This window comes from Micromonospora sp. NBC_00898 (assembly GCF_045207895.1).
Classification (GTDB): Bacteria; Actinomycetota; Actinomycetes; order Mycobacteriales; family Micromonosporaceae; genus Micromonospora.
Genome location: NZ_CP108775.1, coordinates 4,016,816 through 4,040,658 on the forward strand (window position 1 = coordinate 4,016,816; position 23,843 = coordinate 4,040,658).

The 23,843-nt window shown below is 73.6% G+C and carries 18 protein-coding genes and 1 pseudogene; 7 read left to right on the top strand and 12 right to left on the bottom strand.

Annotated features, from left to right (window positions below; genetic code table 11):
• Nucleotides 1–60 precede the first annotated feature (60 nt).
• The 3 genes from OG799_RS19605 to OG799_RS19615 form a co-directional block, all read right to left on the bottom strand.
• Nucleotides 61–1,155 carry a recombinase family protein gene (locus OG799_RS19605; RefSeq protein WP_406036623.1) on the bottom strand — a complete coding sequence of 365 codons (1,095 nt, stop codon included), beginning with the start codon at nucleotides 1,153–1,155 and terminating at the stop codon, nucleotides 61–63.
• A gap of 8 nt (nucleotides 1,156–1,163) precedes the next feature.
• Nucleotides 1,164–2,228: a GNAT family N-acetyltransferase gene (locus tag OG799_RS19610; protein ID WP_406036624.1), complete on the bottom strand. Its 1,065-nt coding sequence runs from the start codon at nucleotides 2,226–2,228 to the stop codon at nucleotides 1,164–1,166.
• An 81-nt stretch (nucleotides 2,229–2,309) separates the two neighbouring features.
• A complete protein-coding gene (locus tag OG799_RS19615) occupies nucleotides 2,310–3,014 on the bottom strand; it encodes an amino acid-binding protein (RefSeq protein WP_406036625.1) in 705 nt (234 codons plus the stop codon).
• A gap of 149 nt (nucleotides 3,015–3,163) precedes the next feature.
• On the opposite strand from OG799_RS19615, the gene OG799_RS19620 reads away from it, so the two are divergent.
• Nucleotides 3,164–4,255 carry a phosphotransferase family protein gene (locus OG799_RS19620; RefSeq protein WP_406036626.1) on the top strand — a complete coding sequence of 364 codons (1,092 nt, stop codon included), beginning with the start codon at nucleotides 3,164–3,166 and terminating at the stop codon, nucleotides 4,253–4,255.
• 258 nt (nucleotides 4,256–4,513) lie between these two features.
• Here the strand turns inward: OG799_RS19620 and OG799_RS19625 are convergent, their stop codons facing one another.
• The 6 genes from OG799_RS19625 to OG799_RS19650 all read right to left on the bottom strand — a co-directional run bounded on the left by OG799_RS19625 (nucleotide 4,514) and on the right by OG799_RS19650 (nucleotide 11,229).
• Nucleotides 4,514–5,560, bottom strand: a complete 1,047-nt coding sequence (locus OG799_RS19625; protein WP_406036627.1) for a LacI family DNA-binding transcriptional regulator — start codon at nucleotides 5,558–5,560, stop codon at nucleotides 4,514–4,516.
• A gap of 83 nt (nucleotides 5,561–5,643) precedes the next feature.
• On the bottom strand, nucleotides 5,644–7,077 hold the full coding sequence (locus OG799_RS19630) for a GH1 family beta-glucosidase (RefSeq protein ID WP_406036628.1): 1,434 nt from the start codon (nucleotides 7,075–7,077) through the stop codon (nucleotides 5,644–5,646).
• Nucleotides 7,074–7,973: a carbohydrate ABC transporter permease gene (locus tag OG799_RS19635; protein ID WP_406036629.1), complete on the bottom strand. Its 900-nt coding sequence runs from the start codon at nucleotides 7,971–7,973 to the stop codon at nucleotides 7,074–7,076. Before OG799_RS19635 ends, OG799_RS19630 begins: the two co-directional genes overlap by 4 nt.
• 9 nt (nucleotides 7,974–7,982) lie before the next feature.
• The gene (locus OG799_RS19640; protein ID WP_406036630.1) at nucleotides 7,983–8,963 is read right to left on the bottom strand and encodes a carbohydrate ABC transporter permease; all 981 of its coding nucleotides are present in this window, start codon (nucleotides 8,961–8,963) and stop codon (nucleotides 7,983–7,985) included.
• 120 nt (nucleotides 8,964–9,083) lie between these two features.
• Entirely contained in the window at nucleotides 9,084–10,397 is a 1,314-nt protein-coding gene (locus OG799_RS19645; protein ID WP_406036631.1) for an ABC transporter substrate-binding protein, read from the bottom strand.
• A gap of 286 nt (nucleotides 10,398–10,683) precedes the next feature.
• Nucleotides 10,684–11,229, bottom strand: coding sequence for a plasmid pRiA4b ORF-3 family protein (locus tag OG799_RS19650; protein WP_406036632.1), 546 nt, complete (start codon nucleotides 11,227–11,229; stop codon nucleotides 10,684–10,686).
• Nucleotides 11,230–11,380: 151 nt separating this feature from the next.
• Here OG799_RS19650 and OG799_RS19655 point away from each other — a divergent pair, with 151 nt between their 5' ends.
• Nucleotides 11,381–12,163: a pyrimidine reductase family protein gene (locus OG799_RS19655; protein WP_406036633.1), complete on the top strand. Its 783-nt coding sequence runs from the start codon at nucleotides 11,381–11,383 to the stop codon at nucleotides 12,161–12,163.
• Here the strand turns inward: OG799_RS19655 and OG799_RS19660 are convergent.
• On the bottom strand, nucleotides 12,112–13,191 hold the full coding sequence (locus OG799_RS19660; RefSeq protein WP_406036634.1) for a sigma-70 family RNA polymerase sigma factor: 1,080 nt from the start codon (nucleotides 13,189–13,191) through the stop codon (nucleotides 12,112–12,114). The two genes, OG799_RS19655 and OG799_RS19660, sit on opposite strands and share 52 nt — an antisense overlap.
• A 71-nt stretch (nucleotides 13,192–13,262) precedes the next feature.
• Between OG799_RS19660 and OG799_RS19665 the strand changes: the two genes are divergently transcribed.
• Nucleotides 13,263–14,096 (top strand): alpha/beta fold hydrolase, encoded by an 834-nt coding sequence (locus OG799_RS19665; protein WP_406036635.1) that lies wholly within the window; start codon nucleotides 13,263–13,265, stop codon nucleotides 14,094–14,096.
• A gap of 160 nt (nucleotides 14,097–14,256) precedes the next feature.
• Here the strand turns inward: OG799_RS19665 and OG799_RS19670 are convergent, their stop codons facing one another.
• Nucleotides 14,257–15,798 carry a M4 family metallopeptidase gene (locus OG799_RS19670; protein ID WP_406036636.1) on the bottom strand — a complete coding sequence of 514 codons (1,542 nt, stop codon included), beginning with the start codon at nucleotides 15,796–15,798 and terminating at the stop codon, nucleotides 14,257–14,259.
• A 292-nt stretch (nucleotides 15,799–16,090) separates the two neighbouring features.
• Here OG799_RS19670 and OG799_RS19675 point away from each other — a divergent pair, with 292 nt between their 5' ends.
• A complete protein-coding gene (locus OG799_RS19675) occupies nucleotides 16,091–16,504 on the top strand; it encodes a hypothetical protein (protein WP_406036637.1) in 414 nt (137 codons plus the stop codon).
• A gap of 6 nt (nucleotides 16,505–16,510) precedes the next feature.
• Here OG799_RS19675 and OG799_RS19680 read toward each other — a convergent pair whose 3' ends face one another.
• On the bottom strand, nucleotides 16,511–18,139 hold the full coding sequence (locus OG799_RS19680; protein ID WP_406036638.1) for a hypothetical protein: 1,629 nt from the start codon (nucleotides 18,137–18,139) through the stop codon (nucleotides 16,511–16,513).
• Nucleotides 18,140–18,360: 221 nt separating this feature from the next.
• On the opposite strand from OG799_RS19680, the gene OG799_RS19685 reads away from it, so the two are divergent.
• The 3 genes and pseudogenes from OG799_RS19685 (at nucleotide 18,361) to OG799_RS19695 (ending at nucleotide 23,805) form a co-directional block, all read left to right on the top strand.
• Complete coding sequence (locus OG799_RS19685; protein ID WP_406036639.1) at nucleotides 18,361–20,112, top strand: ATP-binding protein; 1,752 nt, start codon at nucleotides 18,361–18,363, stop codon at nucleotides 20,110–20,112.
• 71 nt (nucleotides 20,113–20,183) lie between these two features.
• A complete protein-coding gene (locus OG799_RS19690) occupies nucleotides 20,184–21,332 on the top strand; it encodes an exonuclease SbcCD subunit D (RefSeq protein WP_406036640.1) in 1,149 nt (382 codons plus the stop codon).
• Nucleotides 21,332–23,805 (top strand): annotated as a pseudogene (locus tag OG799_RS19695) (AAA family ATPase). Before OG799_RS19690 ends, OG799_RS19695 begins: the two are co-directional and overlap by 1 nt.
• The last annotated feature ends 38 nt before the right edge of the window (nucleotides 23,806–23,843 follow it).

Sequence of the window (23,843 nt, forward strand, 5' to 3'; positions counted from 1 at the left end):
TAGGAGGCTGTCTAGACGGCTGGCGCGTCCGCTTCGCCGGCCCAGCGAATGCGGAAACGTTTATGGTCGGGCAGGGGCGCGGTCGCGCATGACGGCCACGGTGTCGAATGCGAGCCTGTAGAGCGCGCGCCGGTCCTCGGCCGAACCCCCGTCGAGCAACGCGAAAGCGTCCAGGAGCCCGCCGACATCGGTGACCCGCTCGTCGGTAGGTACGGCCGCTGTGGCAGCCGCGAGGCGGGCGGCGGCGCGTTCGTAGAGTGCCGTCCACTGGGCGATGCCATTCTCGCCTACGAACTCACCGCGTTCGTAGCGGGCGGCTTCCAGGTCCGCGACGGCGGCCTCGGCGTTGGCGACGGCCACGACGGCGGCGCGGCGCTCGGCGTCGTCTACCGGGTCTTGCTCGCGGAGCCACCGCGCGGCGACCGCCTCAAACTCGGGTGAGCCGGGGTCGAGCGCAGCAACCCTGATCGACACTCGCTGGGCTACATCGACGGTGATCGCGTTCGCGTTGACGTAGTTGCCGGGGCACGGGCTCGCGCCCTGCGAGCGCGCAACGCACTTGAAGGCGTCCGGCCCCTTCTTGCGGCTGCCTCGCCCGCCACGCTGGAAGGTCATCGCGCCCCCGCACTCGCAGCGCAGCAATCGGCTCAGCTCGTGAGCGGGCGGGGCACCGACGGCCGGTCGCCGACGACCGTCGGCGTTGAGCGCCGAGCGCGCGTCGAGAGCGGCTTGCAGGGCGTGCCACTCGCCGGGCGTGAGGATCGGGGCGTCGGTGACGGTGACCAACTCGCCGTCCTCGCCCCGGACAGGGTGGCCCTTGTTCGGCATCCACCCGGCGAGCGCGGGGTTTCGGAGGATCACCCGCACGCTCTGAAGCTGCCAGACCGGCGGGGCGGTGTAGGTTCGTTGGTCGCGAGCGGGTTTCGTAGGTCGCCGGTACCCTTTCGCAGCCTTGGGCGTTGGTACACCTTCGGCGTCGAGCCAGGAGGCGAGTGCGCGCAGCGATGCCCCGTCCTCCGCTCGTCGTGCAAGCTCACGCACTAGCGGGGCCTCCGTCGCATGCTGGACAAGGCGGTAGTTCTCCACGAGGTAGCCGAAGGGTCGCTCGCGCGTCCAGAGGCCCTTGCGGCGGTCGTTTGCCTGACGCGAAAGCACGCGGGCCTTCAGCGTCTCGCGTTCGGTGTAGGCGATCGCGCGTCCGCGCCCAACGGCACCGTCGCGGTCAGCACCGACCCGTCCCGCTCCACCGGGGCCGGGCGGCCCAGCCGGGCCAGGGTCCGCAGCATCGGCGTGTTCTCGGCGTGGACGTGCAGCACCACGGCCGCGTACCCGGCCCGCTCGGCGTGCCCGACCAGGCGGCGTAGCAGCGCCGTGCCGAGGCCACGCCGCTGCCAGTCGTCCCGCACCAACAGCGCCACCTCGGCCTCGTCCCCCTCCGCGAGCAGGTTCGCCATCGCGACGACCGGCTCCGCCTCCCCGCCGGAGCCGCCCTGCGTCGCGACGAGGCTGACCCCCCGCGCCGGTTCGAGCAGCCGACGCAGCCGGGGCGCCGGCGGACACGCCGCGCCGCCCAGGTACCGCCGCTGCCGGCTGCGCGCCGAGCACGCCGCATGCAGCTCCACCACCCCCGGCAGGTCGTCCCCGGTCGCTGGCCGGACCAGCAGCTCCGCCCCGTCGGGCAGGAGCAGGGTGACCTGTTCCGAGGCGCGGCGGGCGGCCGTGCCGGCCAGCTCGACGAGCGCCTGCGCCCGGGCGTACTCGGCCGGAGTGAAGCTGGGCGCGGCCCGGCGCAGCTCGAACGACCCGCCGGCCGGATCGGCGAGCAGCATCGTCGCCGCGCCGATCCCGGGCCGGGCGCCCACCGGCACCGGCCGCCAGGTCACCGTGTCCGCGCCGAGCAGGGCGCGCAGCGCCTCCCCGGCCCCGTCCGGGTCGCGAACCAGCCGGTTGGCCAGGCCGAGCACCCGGGTGGGCTGGTCGGCGAGGCCGCGCGCCTCGCTGCGCGCCACCCAGCAGTCCCGGCCCCGCCCTCGCTCGATCGCGGCCAGCAGGTCCGCCTCGGTCAACTGGTCGGGCGCGTCGACGAGGAAATCGTCGACGGCGCCCACCTCGGTCGTGTGCACCTGCACGGTGAGGATGTTGACCCCGCGCAACGCGAGGCTCGCCGTGAGGACCGACAGGTAGCCCGGCCGGTCGTCCACGGTGGCTCGGATCCGCCACAGCGCCATGTGTGCTCCCTTCCTCACCGCCCGACTCTGCCGGCCGGCTGTTGCGCCGCCGTTGCCCGGCGATGACGCGGCGGGAACCGGTCAGGTGACGCTGGTCACCGGCGGTGCGCCGACCAGGTCGAGCCGGTCACCGAGGATCACCGCGCTGGCCCGGACCAGCTGGGCCAGCCGGTCCACCTCGGTGGCGTGGAACCCGGCGGCCGCCAGCGGTTCACTGTGGTCGCGGGCCACCACCAGCACCAGGCCGGCCCGGCCGAACGGTGCGACCGCGTAGTGGTCGCCGTCCGCGGTGGTCATCGCCCGGGCCCGCAGCGGGGTCACCTCCGGCAGCCGCGGCGGTTCCGGGGCACGCCAGCTCGCGTGCCCGACCGTCGCCTCGCCCGCCCCGCCGCTGCGCGAGGCCCAGTCCAGCGGTACGACGGCGGCCACCGCCCAGTCGGCGGCGAGCAGCCCGGGCGCCGCGTCGACCAGGGTGGCCACCCCGTCGGTGGGGTTCGCGGCGACCTGGGCGAGCAGCTCGGCGTCGTGGCCGGTGGTGGTCGGCGCGCCGATCGCCCGCCACACCCCGTCCACCTTGACGCCGGGGATCGCGGCCAGGCCGGCGAGGAGCCGTTCCACCCGCGCCACCCCCGGCCAGACCACCGTGAAGTCGTCGACCGCCCGCCCGCCGAGCCGCTCCAGCACCACCACCTGGACGATGTCGGCGCCGGACACGCCGAGTGTGCGGGCCACCTGGCCGAGCGTCCCGGGTCGGTCCGGCAGGGTCACCCGAACTCTCAGCAACATGTCTGGTCCCTCCGCTCGGCGGGCCGGCCGTGGCGGCCGGCAGGCTGGGCACCAGCCTGCCGGTTGACCATTTCGCCCCTGTTGCAGCGGCATGTCCCGGCGGAAAATCCGACCTTGACAAGAAAGCTGAGCTGCCATCAACTATTCGGATGACCGACCCGGCCGCCGTCGACCCCGCCCAGACCCCGACCGGCTCGGCGTCCGACCGGTCCCCGAAGGGCCTGGATCTCGACCGGCTCGCCGCGTACCTCGCCGAGCGGCGGCCCGAGCTGGCCGGCGGCCCGCTGTCGGCGCGGCTGATCGCCGGCGGCAAGTCCAACCTGACGTACCTGGTGCGCGCCGGCGGGCGCGAGATGGTGCTGCGCCGGCCCCCGCTGGGGCACGTGCTGGCCACCGCGCACGACATGGCCCGCGAGCACCGGGTGATCTCTGCGCTGGCGCCGACCGACGTCCCCGTCCCGGAGGCGCTGCTGCTCTGCGCCGACGCCGACGTGCTCGGCGCGCCGTTCTACCTGATGGAGAAGGTCGACGGCGAGGTCTACCGGACCCGGGCGCAGACCGATCCGCTCACCCCCGGGCAGCGGCGCGACCTGGCCATGGCGATGATGGACACCCTGGCCGCGCTGCACATGGTCGAGCCGGCCTCCGTGGGGCTGGCCGACTTCGGCCGTCCCGAGGGCTACCTGGGCCGACAGGTGCGCCGCTGGGCCGGCCAGCTCGACCGCTCGCGCAGCCGGGACCTGCCCGGCATCGACGAGCTGCGCGAAGCGCTCGCCGACACCGTGCCGGAGGGCGCCAACGCGGGCCGGATCGTGCACGGCGACTACCGGCTGGACAACCTCCTCGCCGCCGTCGACCCGGTCGAGGTGCGGGCGGTGCTGGACTGGGAGATGGCCACCCTCGGCGATCCCCTCGCCGACCTGGGGCTGCTGCTGACCTACTGGAGCGTGCTCGGCGACAGCAAGCTCGCCGAGGGCAACCCGGTCGCCGACGGGATCGGCCCGCGCGCCGGCTTCCCGAGCGGGGACGAGCTGATCGACCGGTACGCCGGCCGCAGCGACGTCGACGTGGGGCCGCTGCACTGGCACGTGGCGCTCGGCTGCTTCAAGCTCGCGGTGATCTGCGAGGGGATCCACTACCGGCACACCCTCGGGCAGACGCTCGGCAGCGGCTTCGACCGGATCGGCGAGATGGTGGCGCCGCTGGTGGAGCACGGCCTGCGCGCCGTCCGGGAGAAATGACGGACCTGCGGGGACACGGTCCGCCCCGTCCGGGGACCTACCCTCCCTGGACCGCCTTTGGAGCTGATGTCGCAAACGATTCGGCCGGGCCGGCAACCGACGACGGGACGTTCGGCCGCCGCCACCTCCCACCCTGCGCACCGGCGCGGCGATGTCGCAGACGATTCAGCTCCACAGCATGTCGGCCGGTGAATGCCGTAGCAAGCCCCGTGCCACACACCGTCCCGGCAACCGCCTGACCGGGCCGGGCCGGGCCGGTCAGGCGGAGGCGCGGTGGATGAGTTTGGTGTCGAGAAGGACGTGCGGGCTCGGGACCTCGTCGCCGCGGATGCGGGAGACCAGCAGCCGGGCCATCTGCCGGCCCATCTCCTCCACCGGTTGGAAGACGGTGGTCAGCGGGGGCTCGGCCTGCCGGGCGATGGGCGCGTCGTCGAAGCCGACCACCGCCACGTCCTCGGGCACCCGAGCGCCGGCCTCGCGGAGCGTACGGAGGGCGCCGAACGCCATCAGGTCGGAGGCAGCGAAGACGGCGTCCAGGTCGGGGCGGAGCTCCAGCAGCCGGCGCATGCAGGCGGTGCCGCTGCCCTCGCTGAAGTCCCCGTACGCGATCAGGTCCTCCTCGACGGTGAGTCCCGCGGCCCGGACGGCCTCCCGGTAGCCGGACAACCGGGCCAGGCCGGCGCCCATGTCCTGCGGCCCGGCGATGGTGGCGATGCGTCGCCGCCCCCGCGCGAAGAGGTGCTCCACCGCCTGCCGGGCGCCACCGACGTTGTCCACGTCGACGAACCAGGCCGGCTGGGCGTTGGGGTGCAGCATCCGGGCCGGCCGACCGCCGAGCACGGTGGGCAGGCCGCGCTCCTCCAGCAGGGTGGGCAGCGGGTCGGAGTCGTGCAGCGAGAGCAGCAGGACGCCGTCGACGTGCTGGTTGGTCAGGTGGTGCTCGACCCGTTCCCGCTCGATCGGCGACTGCACCATGGCCAGCCAGAGCTGCATCGGGGTCTCCAGCAGCCCGGAGCTGACGCCCCGGACGATGCTGGCGAAGAACGGCTCGGTGAAGACCCGCTCGCCGGACTCGGAGACCACCAGCGCCACCGAGTCGGTCCGCTGGGTCACCAGCGCCCGGGCGGCGCGGTTCGGCACGTACCCCAGCTCGGCGATGGCCTGCTGGACGGCGGCCCGGGCCTCCGGGCTGACCTGGGGCGAGCCGTTGACCACGCGGGAGACCGTGCCGCGCCCGACGCCGGCGCGGGCCGCGACCGCGTCGAGGGTCGGGCGCCCGAGCGACCGCGTGCGCTGCGTTGTCATGGTCTGCTGCTCCTCCGACGTCGGACGGGCCCGGCACCTGTTACGGCGACGGTGCCGGGCCGCCCGTTACTGGCTGGCCCAGCCTATTGTGCGGCCAGGCCGTTGCGTCGGATCACATCGGCGTACCACCTGGCGCTGGACTTGGGGATCCGCAGCTGGCTGTCGTAGTCGACGTGGACCATGCCGAAGCGCTTGGTGTACCCCCACGCCCACTCGAAGTTGTCCATCAGTGACCAGGCGAAGTAGCCCTTCAGCGGCACGCCGGCGGTGATCGCGGCGTGCGCGGCGCGCAGGTGCGCGTCGAAGTACGCCAGCCGGTCGACGTCGTCGACCTGGCCGTCGACCACCGCGTCGACGAAGGCGGAGCCGTTCTCGGTGATGTAGAGCGGCAGGTCGGTGTAGTCGCGGTGGACCCGCTCCAGGGTCTCGACCAGGCCCGGGGCGTCGATCTCCCAGTTCATGTCGGTGACCGGCACGCCCCGGGTGACGAACCGGACGTCCTCGCTGCCCGGCCAGCACGACGGCGACCGCCAGTACGCCTCCGGCTCCGCCCCCTCGATCGGAGCGGCGACGACGTGGCGGCTGTAGTAGTTGATCCCCACCACGTCCAGCGGGCTGGAGATGATCTTCAGATCGCCGTCCCGGACGTGCCCGAAGTCGCTGACCCCGCGCAGGTCGGCCCGCAGTTCCGCCGGGTACGACCCGCGCAGCACCGGGTCCAGGAAGAACCGGTTCGCCAGCCCGTCGATCCGCCGCGCGGCGTCGACGTCCCCGACGGCGTCGGACGCCGGGGTGACCGGGTAGAGGTTGAGCGTGATGCCGAGCTGGGCGTCGGGGCGGGACGCCCGCAGCGCCTGCACCGCGAGACCGTGGCCGAGCATCAGGTGGTGCCCGGCCCGGACCGCGTCGCCGCCGTCGGAGCGGCCCGGCGCGTGCACGCCCGAGCCGTACCCGAGGAAGGCCGAGCACCACGGCTCGTTGAGCGTGGTCCAGTACTTCACCCGGTCGCCGAGGGCGTCCGCGACGAGCTGGGCGTAGTCGGCGAACCGGCCGGCGGTGTCCCGGGCCGGCCAGCCGCCGGCGTCCTCGAGCGGCTGCGGCAGGTCCCAGTGGTAGAGGGTCAGCCAGGGCTCGATGCCGTGGCCCAGCAGCTCGTCGACCAGCCGCCGGTAGAAGTCCAGGCCCTCCTGGTTGGCCGCCCCCGAGCCGCCGGGCTGGACCCGGGGCCAGGAGACCGAGAACCGGTACGACTTCAGCCCCAGGTCGGCCATCAGCCGGACGTCGTCGGGCATCCGGTGGTAGTGGTCGCAGGCCACGTCGCCGGTGTGCCCGGCCACCGTCCGCCCCTCGGTGTGGCTGAACGTGTCCCAGATCGACGGGGTTCGGCCGCCCTCGCTCGCCGCGCCCTCGATCTGGTAAGCGGCGGTCGCCGCGCCCCAGAGGAAGCCGGGCGGGAAGGTCAGTTCCGGACCCTGGTCGAGGACTCCGACGGCGGGCGGGCTGGCTGGGTTGCTCACGACTTGACGGCGCCTTCCATGATGCCGCCGATGATCTGGCGGCCGAACAGTACGAACACGATGAACAGGGGCAGGGTGGCGATCAACGTACCGGCGAAGATCTGGGAGTTGTCGGCGAAGTAGGCGGTGTTGAGGCTGCGCAGGGAGATCTGGACGGTCGGGTTGGCCGGGTCGGCCAGCACCACGAAGGGCCAGAAGAACTGGTTCCACTGTTCCATGAAGGTGAGCAGGCCGAGCACCGCGGCGGCGGGACGCAGGGCCGGCACCACCACGTGCCAGTAGACCTTCCAGGTGGAGCAACCGTCCACCCGGGCGGCCTCGATCAGCTCGTTCGGGACCGCCTGCTCGGCGTACTGCCGCATCATGAAGATGCCGAAACCGCCGATCAGGAACGGAACGGTCACCGACGGCATGGTGTTCAGCCAGTCGAGCTTGGCCATCAGGATGTACAGCGGCAGCACGCCCAGCTGGATCGGCACCATCATCGAGGCGAGGATGATCAGCAGCAGCGCGTTCTTGCCCCGGAAGCGGAGCTTGGCGAAGGCGAACCCGGCCAGCGAGCCGAAGAAGACCGTGGCCACGGTGATCGTGCCGGAGACCAGGAACGAGTTCAGCAGGCCCTTGACGATGTTGGCGTCGCCGTTGGCGAGCACCCGCTGGATGTTGTCGCCGAGCTTGCCGCCGGGCAGGAACGGCGGCGGCCAGGAGTTGGCCGCGTCGTTGGTCCGCGAGGCGATCACGATCATCCAGTAGAACGGGAAGAGCGAGAGGAGCACGCCGAGGACCAGGCCGAACCAGGTCAGCGGGCTGGCCTTCCAGAGGCGTTCGGCGGAGTGGCCGGCGGCGCGGGCCGTCGTGGTGGGACGGGCGGGCGGGCGGAGCGTGGTGGTCGTCATCTCGTCACCTCACTTGTCGGAGCTGATGCGCCGGGCCAGCAGGTAGTTCACCGTCGACATCAGCGCGATGAGCAGGAAGAGCACGAGCGCGACCGCGCCGGCGTACCCCCAGCGGAACCGCTGGTTCATCACGTCGAGCAGGTACATGGTGATGGTTTGGAACTGCCCCTCCGAGCCGCCGGAGAGGCCGCCGGAGCCGCTGGTGAACAGCAGCGGCTCGGTGAAGAGCTGCAACCCGCCGATGGTCGAGATGATCAGCGTGAAGATGATCGTCGGGCGGAGCTGCGGGATGGTGATCGACCAGAACTGCCGTTGCCGGGAGGCGCCGTCCAGCGCGGCGGCCTCGTACATGTCCTTGCTGATGGACTGCATGGCGGCCAGGTAGATCAGGGCGTTGTAGCCGACCCACCGCCAGTCGACCATGGTCGAGATCGCGCACCAGGAGGCGAACCGGTTGGCCCGCCAGTCGATCGGATCGACGCCGACGGCGTCGAGCAGCCAGTTGACCAGGCCGAAGTCCTTGGCGTAGAGCATCGAGAAGATCAGTGCGACCACCGCGGTGGAGGTGATGATCGGCATCGCGATGGCCATCCGGAAGAAGGTCTGCGCGCGCATCCGCCGGTTCAGCGCGTTGGCCAGCATGAGCGCCAGCAGCAGCTGCGGCACGGTGGAGAGCAGGAACATGCCGAAGGTGTTGACCACGGCGTTCCAGAACTGCGGGTCGCCGGTGATCAGTTCGACGAAGTTGTCCAGGCCGACGAAGGAGATCGTCGGGTTCAGCGGCGACCGGTCGGTCAGCGCGATCCAGACCGTGTACGCGATCGGGTAGGCGCTGAACACGGCGAAGATCACGAAGAACGGCAGGACGTAGAGGTACGGCGAGTACGTCAGGTCCAGCCGGGTGAGCGAGGTGGGGCGGCGACGCGGGGAACGGGCGGCGCGGGACGGTCCGCCGTCGGGAGGCGCCGCAGCGTGCAGGTCGAGGCTCATTGACGGTCCTTATCCTCGGCCGGCGTCACCCGCCACAGGGGCGACGCCGGGGCTCTCCGGGCACCGCGGGTGGCGCCGACAGCGGGGCTGTCGACGCCACCCGTGATGGGTCCGGCCGGGTCACTTACCGGCGGCCTCGCCGTTCTTCAGCGCTGCCTGCCACTGCTCCTCCGCGGACTTGCCCTGCTCGACGGCGCGCAGGGTGTTCTCCACGGCGGTGCGGACCGGGTTGTTCTTCGGGCCGAGATAGACCGGCTTCAGCTCGCTGGCGCCGGCGCCGAAAATCTTGCCGACCGGCGCCTTGCTGAAGTAGTCGTTCGTCGCCTCGACGACGGCCGGGTCGGCCAGCGCCTGCGGCGACGAGGGCAGGTTGCCGAGCTTCTTGAACGCCTCGATCTGGCCCTTGCTGCTGGTCAGGAACTTGGCCAGCTCGGCGGCCTCCTTGGCGTGCTTGCTCGACTTCGGTACGGCCAGGAAGGAGCCGCCCCAGTTGCCGCCGCTGCCGGGGGCCTTGGCGATGTCCCACTTGCCGGCGGCCGAGTCACCGGCCTGGCCCTTGATGACACCGGTCATCCAGGCCGGGCAGGCGATCGTGGCGAAGGTGCCGTTCTTGAACCCGGCGTTCCACTCGTTGGAGAACGCCTGGAGGTTGTTCGACAGGCCGGCGGCGATCATCCGGGTGGTGAGGTCGTACGCCGACTTGATGTCCGGGTTCTCGCCGATGACCAGCTTGTTGCTCTTGTCGTAGTAGGTGTAGCCGGTGCCCCCGCCCGCGGTCTGCATCAGCACGACGTTGTAGAAGTTGGTCGCGGCGTCGACGAACTTGTGCTTCCTGTCGGCGGCGGCGAACTTCTGGCCGGTGGCGATGAACTGGTCCCAGGTGGGCCAGAGCGCGCCGACCTGCTCGCGGTCGGTGGGCAGCCCGGCGGCCTTGAACAGGTCGCTGCGGTAGCAGAGCGCCATCGAGCCGACGTCGGTGCCGAGCCCGAGCACCTTGCCGTCGGGGGTGGTGCCCTGCTCCCACTTCCACGGCAGGAAGTTGCCCTTGAGGTCGTTCGCGCCGTGGTCGGTCAGGTTCACGAACTTGTCGGCCTGGGCGTAGAACTGGACGATGGTGCCCTCTTCGAGCGCGACCACGTCGCCGGCGCCCGACCCGGCGGTGATCTGCTGGGTCAGCCGGGTGTTGTAGTCGCCCAGGCCGAGGCCCTTGCCGCGCTCCTGGATCTTCACGTTCGGGTGGTCGGCTTCGTACTGCTTGTAGAGCTCGTCGTAGCCGAAGCCCTGGTCGCCGAAGACGTCGACGACCAGGGTCACCGGGCCGTCACTGCTGCCGCTGTCCGACGAGTCGTCGCCACAGGCGGTGGCGGTGGCGAGCAGTGCGACGGACGCGACCGCGATGGCCGCGAGCCGGCGGCGACGGATTGGGACGCTCATCCGAGACCCCTCTTTCGATGGTGAGGCTGCTGGCTGTGTGGTGGGGGGTGCTGTGCAGCGCCGACCGCCGACCGAGCGGGCCGGCGGGCGGGGCCCGGAACGGCCACGGATGAGATCCGCGCCACTCGCGGGAGCGCTCCCATGAGCCTGCGGGGAGGTATCAGGGGTGTCAATAGATCGCTGGGAGCGTTCCCAGATCGTTACCGCGTCGATGGATGCGCGGCGCCCTCAGCGGGGTGGCAGGCCCCGGATCGACAGCGCGCGGCGGCTCAGCAGCGGCTACTGATCAGCAGAGACGGCGCAGCAGCGTGGTGGCGCGGGCGGCGTCGAAGGCGTCCGGGTCGAAGCCCGCACCCGCCCACTCCCGCATCGCCCCGTGCTCGGAATGGGCCGGATCGGCCAGCGCCGCCAGCAGGACGGCGTACCCGGACGGACCCCCGACGTCCTCCGGCGGGCAGGCCCGCTCCCCCTGCGGGCACGACGGGTACCGCTCGTCCGGGTCGGCCGTGCAGACGTCCTCCACCAGCAGGTCGTGCTCCCACCAGTCGCCGAAGTCGTAGGTGTAGTGGAACCGACTGCCCTTGCCGACCACCGCGTCCAGCCGGACGTCCAGCTCGTCGCGGACCGCCAGCTCGCCGTTCGGGTCCGGCTCGCCGTACTGGCGTCCGTCGATCTCGAACGAGTGCAGGTGACAGTCCCGCCAGCCCATCGCATGCTGCACCACGCGGTGCACCCGGTCCAAGGTGTATCCACCGGGGACGAGCACCCGCCGCCACACCGGCGGCCGGACCCCGGCAAGGGAGAGCTTGAGCTGGAAGATCTGACGCGGCATCGGTGTCCCATCCTCCCTCGGCATAGGCTGCCAGCATGATCTGCCGAGCGTGCCGCGAGCGACGGCACGACGACTGTCCGGGCCGGAAGTGGTGCGACTGCCAGCACCGTACCCCCCGACCCACCCCTCCGGTCACCGGTACGGCCAGCGAATGAGCGACCCGACGGCGATTTCCCGGGCCTGGCCCGCGCCGGCCACCGGGCCGCTGACCGACCCGGAGCTGGCCGCCCTCTACGGCCGCGCCGACCGGCCGCACCTGCGGGTCAACTTCGTGGCCAGCGCGGACGGCGCGGTCACTCTGGACGGCTACTCCGCGGGCCTGTCCGGCGAGCCGGACAAGCGGGTCTTCGGGCTGCTCCGGATGCTCTGCGACGGCCTCGTCGTGGCCGCCGGCACGCTGCGGCACGAGGGCTACCGGGCGGTCCGGCTCAGCGAGCCGCGCCGGGCCTGGCGCCGCGAGCAGGGCCTGGCCGAATACCCCACCCTCGTCGTGGTCTCCGGGTCGCTCGACCTCGACCCGGCCCAGGCGGCCTTCGCCGACGCGCCCGTCCGGCCGGTCGTGCTCACCCGGGCCGCCGCCGAGCCGCCGCCCGGGCTGAGCGCCGTCGCCGACCTGGTGCGCTGCGGCGACGACCGGGTGGACCTCGCCGCCGGCCTGGCCGAGCTGCGTCGGCGCGGGCTCGACCAGGTGCTCTGCGAGGGCGGGCCGCAGCTGTTCGGCGCGCTCATCGCGGCCGACCTGGTCGACGAGCTCTGCCTCACCGTCGCGCCGCTGCTCGCCGGGGCCGGCCCCGGCCGGATCACCGCCGGGGACGCGAGCGAGCCCCGAAGTCTGCCGCTGCGACACGTGCTGACCGCCGCGGACGGGACGCTCATGCTGCGCTACGCCCGCGACGACGACCGACCGCCGGCCGGTGCCGCCCCCGCCGCCTGACCGGGCGCCGCGTCCGCCGGCGGCAGCGCGTCCGGCAGCCCGAACGCCGCGAAGTGCGCCCCGTCCACGAACGAGGTGATCTCGGCGATCCTCCCGTCGCGCAGCGTCAGCACGTCGATCGACCAGGGCAGGTGCGGGCCGGTCTCGCCCCGGCGCAGATAGGACGCGACCGCGGGCTGCCCGTTCGCATTGGTCGGCAGGTGCCGCCAGCTCCCGCACCGGCTCAGCGGCACCTCGCGGGCGAAGTCGGCGACCGCGTCGAGGCCCCGGTACCAGTGCGGCATCGGCGGCATCGACCAGGTGACGTCCTCGGTGAGCAGGGCGATCAGGGCGTCGGCGTCGCCGTTCTCCAGCGCGGTGACGTACCCGGTGACGACCTCCCGCAGCCGGGCGTCGTCGAGCTTGCGCAGGGTGCGCTGCTGACTCGCGGCGGGAACCCGCTCGGCGAGCACCCGGCGGGCCCGCGCGAGGGCCGAGTTCACCGACGTGGTGGACGTGCCCATCAGGGCCGCGATCTCCGCGGCGGAGAAGCCGAGGACGTCGAAGAGGAGCAGCACCGCCCGCTGGTTGCCCGGCAGGTGCTGCAACGCGGCGACGAAGGCCAGCTCGACCGCCTCGCGCTGCTCGTAGCGTACGTCCGGGGCGGCCGGACCGGCGGCGAGGCCGGCGTCCGGCCAGGGGCCGAGCCAGGCGACGTGGTGGGCCGGGCGATTGTCCGGCACGGCGCGTTCACTCGCCGGGCCGAGGTCGACGGGCAGGGCCCGCCGGCCGCGGCCGGCGACGATGTCCAGGCAGGTCCGGGTCGTCACCCGGTACAGCCAGGCGCGCAGGGAGCCGCGACCCTCGAAGCCCGACAGGCCCCGCCAGGCCCGCAGCAGGGCGTCCTGGAGTGCGTCATCCGCGTCGTGCGGCGAGCCGAGCATCCGGTAGCAGTGGGCGTGCAGCTCCCGGCGCAGCGGCGCGACGAGGGCGGTGAAGGCCGCCTGGTCGACCGGGCCCGCCGCGCCGTCCGGAGAAATCACGCTCACGAGCGACGATTCTGCCCCAGGACGGGAGTCTGCATGGTGAACCACGACGCGCCACGATCCGGGAGGACCCGATGAGCAGCATCTCCGCCGAGCACGTCACCGCCGCGACCCTGGAGGTCCCGGACGGGCGGCTGTACTACGAGGTACGCGGGCAGGGGCCGCTCGTGGCCCTGGTGGCCGCCCCGATGGACGCCGCCGCCTTCGCGCCGCTGGCCGACCTGCTGGCGGTCGACCACACCGTGCTGACCACCGACCCACGGGGCATCAACCGCAGCGCCCTGCACGACCCGCACCAGGACTCGACCCCGCAGCTGCGCGCCGACGACGTGTCCCGGCTCCTCGCCCACCTCGACGCCGGCCCGGCCGCCGTGCTCGGGTCCAGCGGCGGGGCGGTGACCGTCCTCGCCCTCGCCCAGCCCCACCCCGAGCGCGTGCACACGGTCGTCGCGCACGAGCCGCCGCTGCTCGGGCTGCTGGACGACCGGGAGGCACTCCTGGCCCGGGAGGACGACATGATCGCCACCTACCGCGCCGGGGACCGGCTCGGCGCCGGGCGCAAGTTCCTCGCCAACGCGAACATCCAGCTGCCCGAGGAACTGATCCAGGGCATGTTCGGCGGCGAACCCGAGCCGCAGGCCGCCGCCGACGAGCACTTCCAGTACCTGCACATGATCCGCGGGACGACCCGGTTCCAGCCCGACGTCGCCACCCTGCGCGAGGGCGCGACCCGCGTCGTCGTCGGCCTCGGTGAGCAGTCGGCCGGGCAGATCTGCGACCGCACCTCGCGGGCGCTCGCCGCGGCGCTGGGCGGGGCACCCACGATGTTCCCCGGTGGGCACATCGGCTTCGTCGAGGACCCGCCGGCCTTCGCCGCCCGGCTGCGCGAGGTCCTCGCGGAGGGCTGAGACCGGCCGTCGCGCTCTTTCGGGGGTACGCGGACCAGCCCGGCCCGCGGCACGACGACGGGCGCGGGTACGCCGTGATGGCATGCCCGCGCCCGTCGATCGGGAGCGCTGCCGTCCGGCGCCGGCGGTGGAGGAGGACCGCCGGCGCCGGGTCAGGCGGTCAGTTGACGCTCACGGCCGACCAGGCGGCGGCGACCGTGTTGTACTCGACGCTGCCGGCGCCGTACAGGTCGGCGGCGGCCGACAGGGTCGCGGTGCGGGCGCCGGCGTACGCGGTCCGCGAGGTCATGTAGGTGGTCAGCGCCCGGTACCAGATCGCGCCGGCCTTGGCGTTGCCGATGCCGGTGACGGTGCTGCCGTTGCAGGTCGGGCTGGTGCCGTAGGACGACGAGCCGCTGCCGACCGCGAGCAGGTAGAAGAAGTGGTTCGCCACGCCCGAGGAGTAGTGCACGTCCAGCCGGCCGACCCGGCTGCTCCAGCAGTCCGCGGAGGAGCCGTCCTTCGAGGGCTTGTCCATGTAGCGCAGCGGCGCCCCGCTGGTGCGCAGCTTCTCGCCGATCAGGTAGTCACCCGGGTCCTTGGCGTTGTTCGCGTAGAACTCGACCAGGGTGCCGAAGATGTCGCTGGTGGCCTCGTTGAGGCCGCCGGACTCGCCGCTGTAGCGCAGGCCGGCCGTGTTGCTGGTGACACCGTGGCTCATCTCGTGCCCGGCGACGTCCAGCGAGGTCAGCGGGTACCAGCCGGAGCCGCCGTCACCGTAGGTCATGCAGAAGCAGGAGTCGCTCCAGAACGCGTTGGCGTAGTTGGTGCTGTAGTGCACCCGGCTGTACGCGCCGACCCCGTCGTTACGGATGCCGTTGCGGCCGTGCACGGTCTTGTAGTAGTCCCAGGTCTCCTGCGCGCCGTACGCGGCGTCGGCCGCCGCGGTCTGCCGGTTGGCCAGGGTGCCGTCGCCGAAGACGTTGCCGGCGTTGGTGACCAGGGTGCCGGTGCCGGAGGTGCCGCCGTTCAGGTCGTACGTCTTGTGGCCGCCCCGGGTGGCGTCGGCGAGCTGGTAGGTGCCGCCGGAGAGGGTGCTGCCCACGGTCACCGTGCCGGAGTGGAAGGTGTTGCCGGTGCCGTCGCGCTGCACGCCCTCCCACGAGTCGCGGACCTTGCCGGTGCTGGCGTCGACCAGCACGTGCAGCTCGCTGGGGGTGCCGTCGGCGTACGCGCCGCCCACGACCACCTCGTACGCCAGGGCGGTGCCGGCGGCGTCGGCGTCGTAGACGAGCTGGCTGCCGTCGACCCGCCGGGTGGCGGCGGTCGAGGCGCCCAGTGCGGCCCGACCCGCGGCCGCCGCGCTGACCTTCGCCTTCGCGCCCCGGACGGGGGCCGCGGCGAGGCTCTGGCTGGCGCCCCGCCAGGAGTTGCCCTTGCCCAGGTGCACGACCGTGTCGCCGCCCAGGACGGGCAGACCGTCGGAGTAGCGGTTGAGCCGGACGTGCTCGGTGCCGTCGGCGTCGGTGGTCGTGTTCTTCAGCGTGAAGCTCTGCCCGTCGGCGACGAGGGCGCTGCCCGAGTGGGCCTTGAGCTGGGCCACCGCGCGGGTGAACGCGTCGGCGGAGGTGGCGGGCGCGGCGGCGGCCGAGGTCGGCACGGTGCCGGCGGCGGCCAGCAGCGCGGCCGTGGCCAGCCCGCCCAGGAGGGTGGTACGACGCATGAAGTTCCTACCTTCACTAGGACTGCCAGTCGGGGGGGTGCCGACTGACCGGTGACCCGCCGGTGGTGGGCGACGGATCGGTCACGTCCCGCAGGTCACAGGGCGCGACGGCGCACAGGGATCGACGATGGGAAGATCCTCGATGCGATGTTGCATATTTTTGCGCCAGACCGCCCTTCCCTGTCACGACCTTAGGCCAAGATTTTTTCCACAACTTTTCGCATCCCGTTCACCACTGTGGGCATCCGGCTGTTCGCCCGGGACCCGGCCGCAGGGCCCTTAACCTGGGACGATGGGATCCGCGGGGGTGGCCGACGCCGGGGCGGCCCGGCCGGGCCGCCCGCTGCTCGCCGCCGGACTGCTGGCCGGCGCCGGACTGGTGGACGTGCTCGCCGCCTGGGCACACACGACGCGCGACGCGTTCGCCGTGGAGACCGCGCAGGGCGTGTACCTGGTCGACATCACCGGCTGGGCGTGGTTGCACGTCGCGATCGGGGCCGCGGTGACGGTCGCCGGGCTGCTGACGCTCACCGGGCGACGCGGGACGGTTCCGCTCGCGATCAGCTGCGCCGTACCGGCGATCCTGGTCGACCTGCTGCTCGTCCCGTACGCGCCGATCCGGTCGGTGCTGGTGGTCGCGCTCGACGGGGCGGCCGTCCGCCTGCTGCTCCGGTACCGCCGCGCCGTCCGCGCCCGGGTCCCGTAGGTGCGGTCAGCGCGGCTCGCAGACCCGGCCGGTCTGCGCCGGGTCCGCCTCCCGGGTCGCCGACCACAACGGGTTGAGCGACAGCACCAGCGGCGGCGCCTGCCAGGCCGCGCCCAGCCGCTGGAGCAGCTGGTACTCCCGGCGGGTCTGGTCGACCCGCTCGCCGGCCAGGAAGGCGATCACCCGGTCCTCCACCGACCGCCGCCCGAGCAGGCCGCCGTGGAACGCGGGCTGCTGATAGACCGGGACCCGGCTGTACTCGCCCGGCGGCGCCTCGGCGGCGCTGACCGTGGGCAGGAAGGCGATCATCCGGACGCCCGCCACCGGGCAGAGGATGCGGTTGCGGTAGAACGGCGCGTCGATCAGCACCGAGCGGACGAACGGTTCGTCGGGATCGTCCTTCACCGGTCGGGGAAGGTTCGCCAGCCAGAACATGGCGCGCAGTTCCCAGCCCGCCGCGACCCCCCAGCCCTCGTGTCCCGGGGGCGGGTAGTAGGTCCGCCCGGCCTGGACCAGCGGGCTGAACATCACCACGGCGCTCACCGGGCCGCGGGGCAGCCGCTCCAGATAGGTCCGCGCCACCATGGATCCCTCGCTCTGGCCGAGCAGGGCGACCGGCCGCTTGGTGCGGTGGTGCAGCGCGGCCACGTGGGCGGCGAGCAGGGCTGCGCTCTTGTCGAGCGACTGGTGGGTCGCCTCCGGCGGGTACGGTACGGGCCGGCCGTGCGCGTCCAGCCCCCGGTAGGAGAAGCGCTCGACGCGTGGGTCGGCGGGCGGCACGCCGTCCCAGCTGGAGTCGTGCCCGCCAACGACGATCACCGCGTAGGGCACCCGCTCGGGCAGCCGTTGGGTGAGGATGGGCGGTCGCCACATCCCCTGTCCGCCGCTGGCGGCGATCCCGATCAGCGACTGGGCCGAGATCGCCCCGAGAATGGTCAGGACGATCGCGATCGGAGCGACCGGGAACCGCGGCAGGCGGACCCGGGCGGGCTGCACCGCGGCGGCCACGGTCCGCCGCCAGAGCAGCCCGTTCGCCACGCCGGCCAGCCCGGCCACCCCGACCGTCCCCCAGCCGGGGGTGGTGGAGATCAGCGCACCGGCCAGGGTGAGCACCAGGAAGTTCAGCGCCGACCAGCCGAACAGCTCGACCGTCGGCAGCCCCCGCCACCAGGTGGCGACCACGCCGGCCCGGGCCAGGAACGGCGCGAGCACCAGCATCGGGCCGAGCGAGGCGAACAGGTACCAGGAGAGCGCCACCGCGGAGAAGGCTACGGAGAGCGCGGCCCACGGCGAGATGACCACCGTGGCCAGCGCCGCGACCTGCAGGTTGCGCCGGACCAGCCAACCCCAGGACGGGCGCGGCACCTCGGCCGGCCAGGCCAGGGCGGTCAGCTCGGCGGAAAGCAGCCCGCGGGCCACCGTGACGACGACCAGGCCGAGCAGGAACGTCGCCCAGGAGTCGTGGTACACCAGCAGCCAGCGCAGGTCGTGGTACGAGTCGTACGGCCAGACGGCGGTGACCTGCGGGGCGAGGCCACGGGCGGCGTGGAGCCGGACGGCGACCAGCACCGTCTCCTCGATCATCGGGGGGAGCGCGGCGAGAGCGAGCAGCGCGACCAGCCGGCCCCGTGTCATCCCACCTCCACCTCCCCTCCCCCGGCCTCTGCAGGATCTCGCGGATGACGGCCCGCAGGGGCGAGAACCCCGCACGGAGTGTGATCACCCGAACCCGCTGGGCAAGGCGACCAGAGACGTCGCGTGGCGTCCGCCGCGTCGCGTGGCAACCTGTCGCATCCCTCGGGCAGGATGCAGGGCGTGCGCCCTGCCCGAGCCGACCAGCTGACCGGAGTCCGCCGATGACCGACGACCTGCTCGACGGCCCCGGCGAGGGGGTCGGCCGGGTGCTCGGCACCGCCGACGCCACCCCGCTGACGTTCTGGACGGCCGTCGCCCCCGGCAGCTACCTCCAGCTCGACGACGTGGTGGTCACCCGCCGCGAGCTGCCCGACCGGGAGCCGGTGACCATCGCCGGCGTGGTCACCCAGGTCCGCGCCCGGCACGAGGGCGCGCAGTTCGACTCCGACGTCTTCGCCATCGCCGACGGGACCCTGCCCGCCCAGGTCCAGGAGGCCGCGGAGATCACCACCACCCGGGTCGACCCCGAGTTCTACGTGCCGCCCACCCCGGGCGCGGTGGTGCACCGGGCCGAGGGCGACGCCCGGGCCCGGGCGCTGCACTTCGACCGGATGGAACGGCGCATCCCGATGGGCATGGGCCGCGACGGCGTGCCGGTCTACCTCAACGCCGACTTCCTCGACGGCACCCGGGGTGCGCACGTCTCCATCTCCGGCATCTCCGGGGTGGCCACCAAGACCAGCTTCGCGACCTTCCTGCTCTACTCGGTCTTCCGCTCCGGCGTGCTCGGCGGCGACGCGGTCAACGCCAAGGCGCTGATCTTCAACGTCAAGGGCGAGGACCTGCTCTTCCTCGACCACCCCAACACCCGGCTCGACGACGCCACCCGGGCCGGGTACGCGAAGCTCGGGCTCGACGCCGGCGCCTTCCCCGACGTGCGGGTGTACGCCCCGCCCCGGGTCGGCGACGCCTCCGGCACGCCGGACGTGAGCAGCCGGCTCACCGGCGTGGACAGCTTCTACTGGACGCTCGCCGAGTTCTGCGCCGACCGGCTCCTGCCCTACGTCTTCGCCGACGCCGACGACGAGCGCCAGCAGTACACGATGGTGGTCCACTCGGTCGCCGCCCACCTGGCCCGGTACGCCCAGCCCGCCGACGGCGGGGTCAGCCTCGACGGGGTCCGGCTGGGGTCGTACGCCGATCTGGTCGACCACGTCGTCGAGCAGCTCAACAACGACGAAACCCGGTCGGAATGGGCGGGCAGCGCGGTCGGCCTCGGCACCGTCAACGCGTTCGCGCGCCGGCTGATCGGCAGCAAGAAGGACCTGGGCCGGCTGATCCGGGGCGACCTGGCCACCCGCCGCCCGCACTCGATCAACACCGCCGAGAGCGCCCAGGTCACCGTCGTCGACCTGCACAACCTCCCCGACCGGGCGCAGCGCTTCGTGGTCGGCGTGACGCTGAAGAGCGAGTTCGAGCGCAAGGAGAAGGCCGGCACCGCCAAGCCGCTGCTCTTCGTCGTCCTCGACGAGCTCAACAAGTACGCCCCCCGCGAGGGCTCCTCCCCCATCAAGGAGGTGCTGCTGGACATCGCCGAGCGGGGCCGCTCGCTCGGGGTGATCCTGGTCGGCGCGCAGCAGACCGCCAGCGAGGTGGAGCGGCGGATCGTCACCAACTCGGCGGTCCGGGTGGTCGGCCGGCTCGACCCGGCCGAGGCGTCCCGCCCCGAGTACGGCTTCCTGCCGCCGGCCCAGCGGCAGCGGGCCCTGCTGGCCAAGCCGGGCACCATGTTCGTCAACCAGCCGGACATCCCGGTCCCGCTCTGCCTGGAGTTCCCCTTCCCGGCCTGGGCGACCCGGGTCTCCGAGGCCGGCCGGGCGCCGTCGGAGACGCTGCGCTCGATCACCCAGGCGGCCGACCCGTTCGCCGTGGTCGGCTCCGGCGCCACCACCGACGACGACATCCCGTTCTGAGGCGGTCCACCGGTGAGCGCGAGGAGTGCAGCGAAGCGGAGCCCCGCAGTCGCGAACGAAAGGCCAGCACTGTGAAGATCCTGCACACCTCCGACTGGCACGTCGGCAAGGTGCTCAAGGGCCAGTCCCGGGCCGAGGAGCACAAGCAGGTGCTGGCCCAGGTGATCGAGATCGCCCGGGCCGAGCGCCCCGACCTGGTCATCGTGGCCGGCGACCTGTACGACACCGCAGCGCCCACCCCCGAAGCGACCCGGCTGGTCACCCGGGCGCTGACCGCGCTGCGCCGCACCGGTGCCGACGTGGTGGCGATCGGCGGCAACCACGACAACGGCCAGGCCCTCGACGCGCTGCGCCCCTGGGCCGAGGCGGCCGGCATCACCCTGCGCGGCGGCGTCCGGGACAATCCCGCCGAGCACGTCATCGACGGGGTCACCGCCGACGGCGAGCGCTGGCAGCTCGCCGCGCTGCCCTTCCTGTCCCAGCGGTACGCGGTCCGCGCGGTGGAGATGTACGAGCTGACCGCCGCCGAGGCGAACCAGACGTACGCCGACCACCTCGGCCGGGTCCTCGCCCGGCTCACCGAGGGCTTCACCGAGCCCGACCGGGTGCACCTGGTCACCGCCCACCTGACCGTGGTCGGGGCGGCCACCGGCGGCGGCGAGCGGGACGCGCACACCGTCCTCGGGTACGCCGTGCCGGCCACCGTCTTCCCGGGCAACGCCCACTACGTGGCCCTGGGCCACCTGCACCGCTCGCAGCGGGTCATCGGGCCCTGCCCGGTGCGGTACAGCGGCAGCCCGCTCGCGGTCGACTTCGGCGAGCAGGAGAACGTCGGCTCGGTGACGATCGTCGAGGTCACCGCGAAGACGGCGGCGCAGATCCGCGAGGTGCCGGTGCCGGGGGCCACCCCCCTGCGCACCGTGCGGGGCACCCTGGCCCAGCTCGCCGAGATCGAGGCGCCGGAGGGCTGGCTGCGGGTCTACGTCCGGGAGCAGCCTCGCGCCGGGCTCCGCGAGGAGGTGCAGGAGCTGCTCCCCCGCGCGCTGGAGATCCGGATCGACCCCGAGCTGATTCCCGCGCCGGGCAGCGGCACCCGCACCGCCCAGCGGGCCGGCCGGTCGCCGCGCGAGCTCTTCGCCGACTACCTGGGCAGCCGCGGGCACGCCGACGAGGGCGTCCAGGAGCTCTTCGACGAGCTGCTCGAGGAGGCGGACCGCTGATGCGCCCCATCCGGCTGGACATGGCGGGCTTCACCGTCTTCCGCGAGGAGACCACCGTCGACTTCACCGACGCGGACTTCTTCGCCCTGGTCGGGCCGACCGGCTCCGGCAAGTCCACGGTGCTCGACGCGATCTGCTTCGCCCTCTACGGCACCGTCCCCCGCTGGGGTGGGGCCCGGGGCCTGGCCAACGCGCTCGCCCCGTCGGCCACCGAGGCCCGGGTCCGGCTGGTCTTCGAGTCCGCCGGCGACCGGTACGTCGCCACCCGGGTGGTACGCCGGGACGGCCGGGGCGCGGTCAAGACCGCCAACGCGGGGTTGCAGCTCATGCCCGCCGGCTTCGACGTGACGAAGCTCGACACCGGGCTCAGCCCCGACGACCTCGGCGAGGTGGTCGCCGGCACCCCCGCCGAGATGGAGGAGGCGGTGCTGGCGGCCGTCGGGCTGCCGTACGAGCAGTTCACCTCCTGCGTGGTGCTGCCGCAGGGACAGTTCGCCGACTTCCTGCACGCCAAGCCGGCCACCCGGCAGCAGATCCTGGTCAACCTGCTCGGCCTCGGCGTCTACGAGGCGGTGCAGAAGCGGGCCACCGAACGCGCCGGGCAGGCCGAGGCGAAGCTGGAGGCCGTGGACCGGATGCTCACCGGGCTCGCCGCCGTCGACGACGAGACGGTGGCCGGGGCGCAGGCGCAGGTCGACCGGGCGCGGGAGCTGGCCGGGGCGGTGGCGGTGGCCGTACCGGAGCTGGAGCGGGCCCGGGCCACGGCCCGGGAGGTGACGGCGGCCCTGGCCGCGCTGGACGCGGAGCTGGCGGTGCTGGCCGGGGTGCGGGCGCCGGACGGGATCGCCGAGCTGGCCCGGGCGGTGACCACGGCGCGGGCCGCGGCCGACGAGGCGGTCGCCGCGGTGGCGCTGGCCGAGGAGCGGGAGGAGAAGCTCCGCGGCGAACTGACCGCGGCCGGTGACGAGAGCGCGTTGCGCCTGCTGCTGAAGGCGCACGCCGACCGGGACCGGCTGACCGCCGAGGCCGCCACGGTCCGCGCGGCGGTGACCGCGGCGCAGGGCGAACACGACGCGGCGGCGCGGGCCCTGGCCGAGGCGCGGGCCGCGGCCGAGCGGGCGGACGCGGAGCTGGAGGCGGCGTTCCGGGCGCACGAGGAGGCCAAGGCCACCGACCAGGCCGTGGCACTGCGCGCGCACCTGGTCGACGGCGCGCCCTGCCCGGTCTGCGAGCAGGTGGTGCCCCGGGTGCCGGCGGTGCCGGCCGGGTCGGCGGTGGCCCGGGCCACCGCCGCGGGAAGGCGGCCCGGGCCGCCAGCGAGGCCGCGAAGCGGGCGGTGCAGGAGCGCGACGCAGCCGCCCGCGACCTGGACCGGGTGCTGCTGCGCGCCCGCGCCGAGCAGGACCAGCTGCGGGCCCGGCTGGCCGAGCTGGACGGCCAGCTCGCCGACGCCGCCGCGCCGGCCGCGCTGCGGGCGGCCCTGGACGAGCACGCCCGGCTGCGCCGGGCGCTGGAGGAGGCGGCGACCGCGGTGCGCGCCGGACGGGACGCCGCCCGGCGGGCCCGGGGCGCGCTCGACGGCGCCGAGGAGCGGCTGCGCCGGGCCTGGCGTGACTTCGACACGGCCCGGGACCGGCTCGCCCGGTTCGGCCCGCCCGCCGCCGACCGCGACGACGTGGCCGCCGCCTGGGCCACCCTGGCCGGGTGGGCCGGCGGGGAGGCCGACCGGCGCCGGGCCGACCGCGCCGGGCTGGTCGACGCGGTCGCCGCGGCCGAGGCGGCGGCGGCCGGGGTCGAGGAGCGGATCGCCGCCCTCTTCACCACCGCCGGGCTGACCTTCGCCGACGACCCGGGCCGGGCCGCCGCGGTGGCGGTGGAACGCGCCGAAGCCGAGCTGCGCCGGCTGGTGGAGCGGCGCGAGCAGGCCGCCGAGCTGCGCGAGCAGCGGACCGGGCACGAGCGGGAGGCCCGGGTCGCCCGGGCCCTGGCCGGGCACCTGCGGGCCAACAACTTCGAGCGCTGGCTGCTGGCCGAGGCGTTGGACCTGCTGGTCGACGGCGCGTCGCGGATCCTGCGCGAGCTGTCGCAGGGCCAGTACGACCTGGTGCACGACAAGGGCGAGTTCTTCGTGGTCGACCACCACGACGCCGGGCTGCGCCGGGGCGTGCGCACCCTCTCCGGCGGGGAGACCTTCCAGGCCTCGCTGGCCCTCGCGCTGGCGCTCTCCGAGCAACTGGCCGGGATGTCGACCACCGCGGCGAGCCTGGAGTCGATCGTCCTCGACGAGGGCTTCGGCACGCTGGACGCGGCCACCCTGGACACCGTCGCGGCGACCCTGGAGAGCCTGGCCGCCCGGGGCGACCGGATGGTCGGCGTGGTCACCCACGTGCCGGCCCTCGCCGAGCGGATCCCCGTCCGCTACGAGGTCCGCAAGGACGCCCGCACGGCCCGCGTCGAACGGACCGGCCTGTGAGCGCGAGGAGTGCAGCGCAGCGGAGCCCCGCAGTCGCG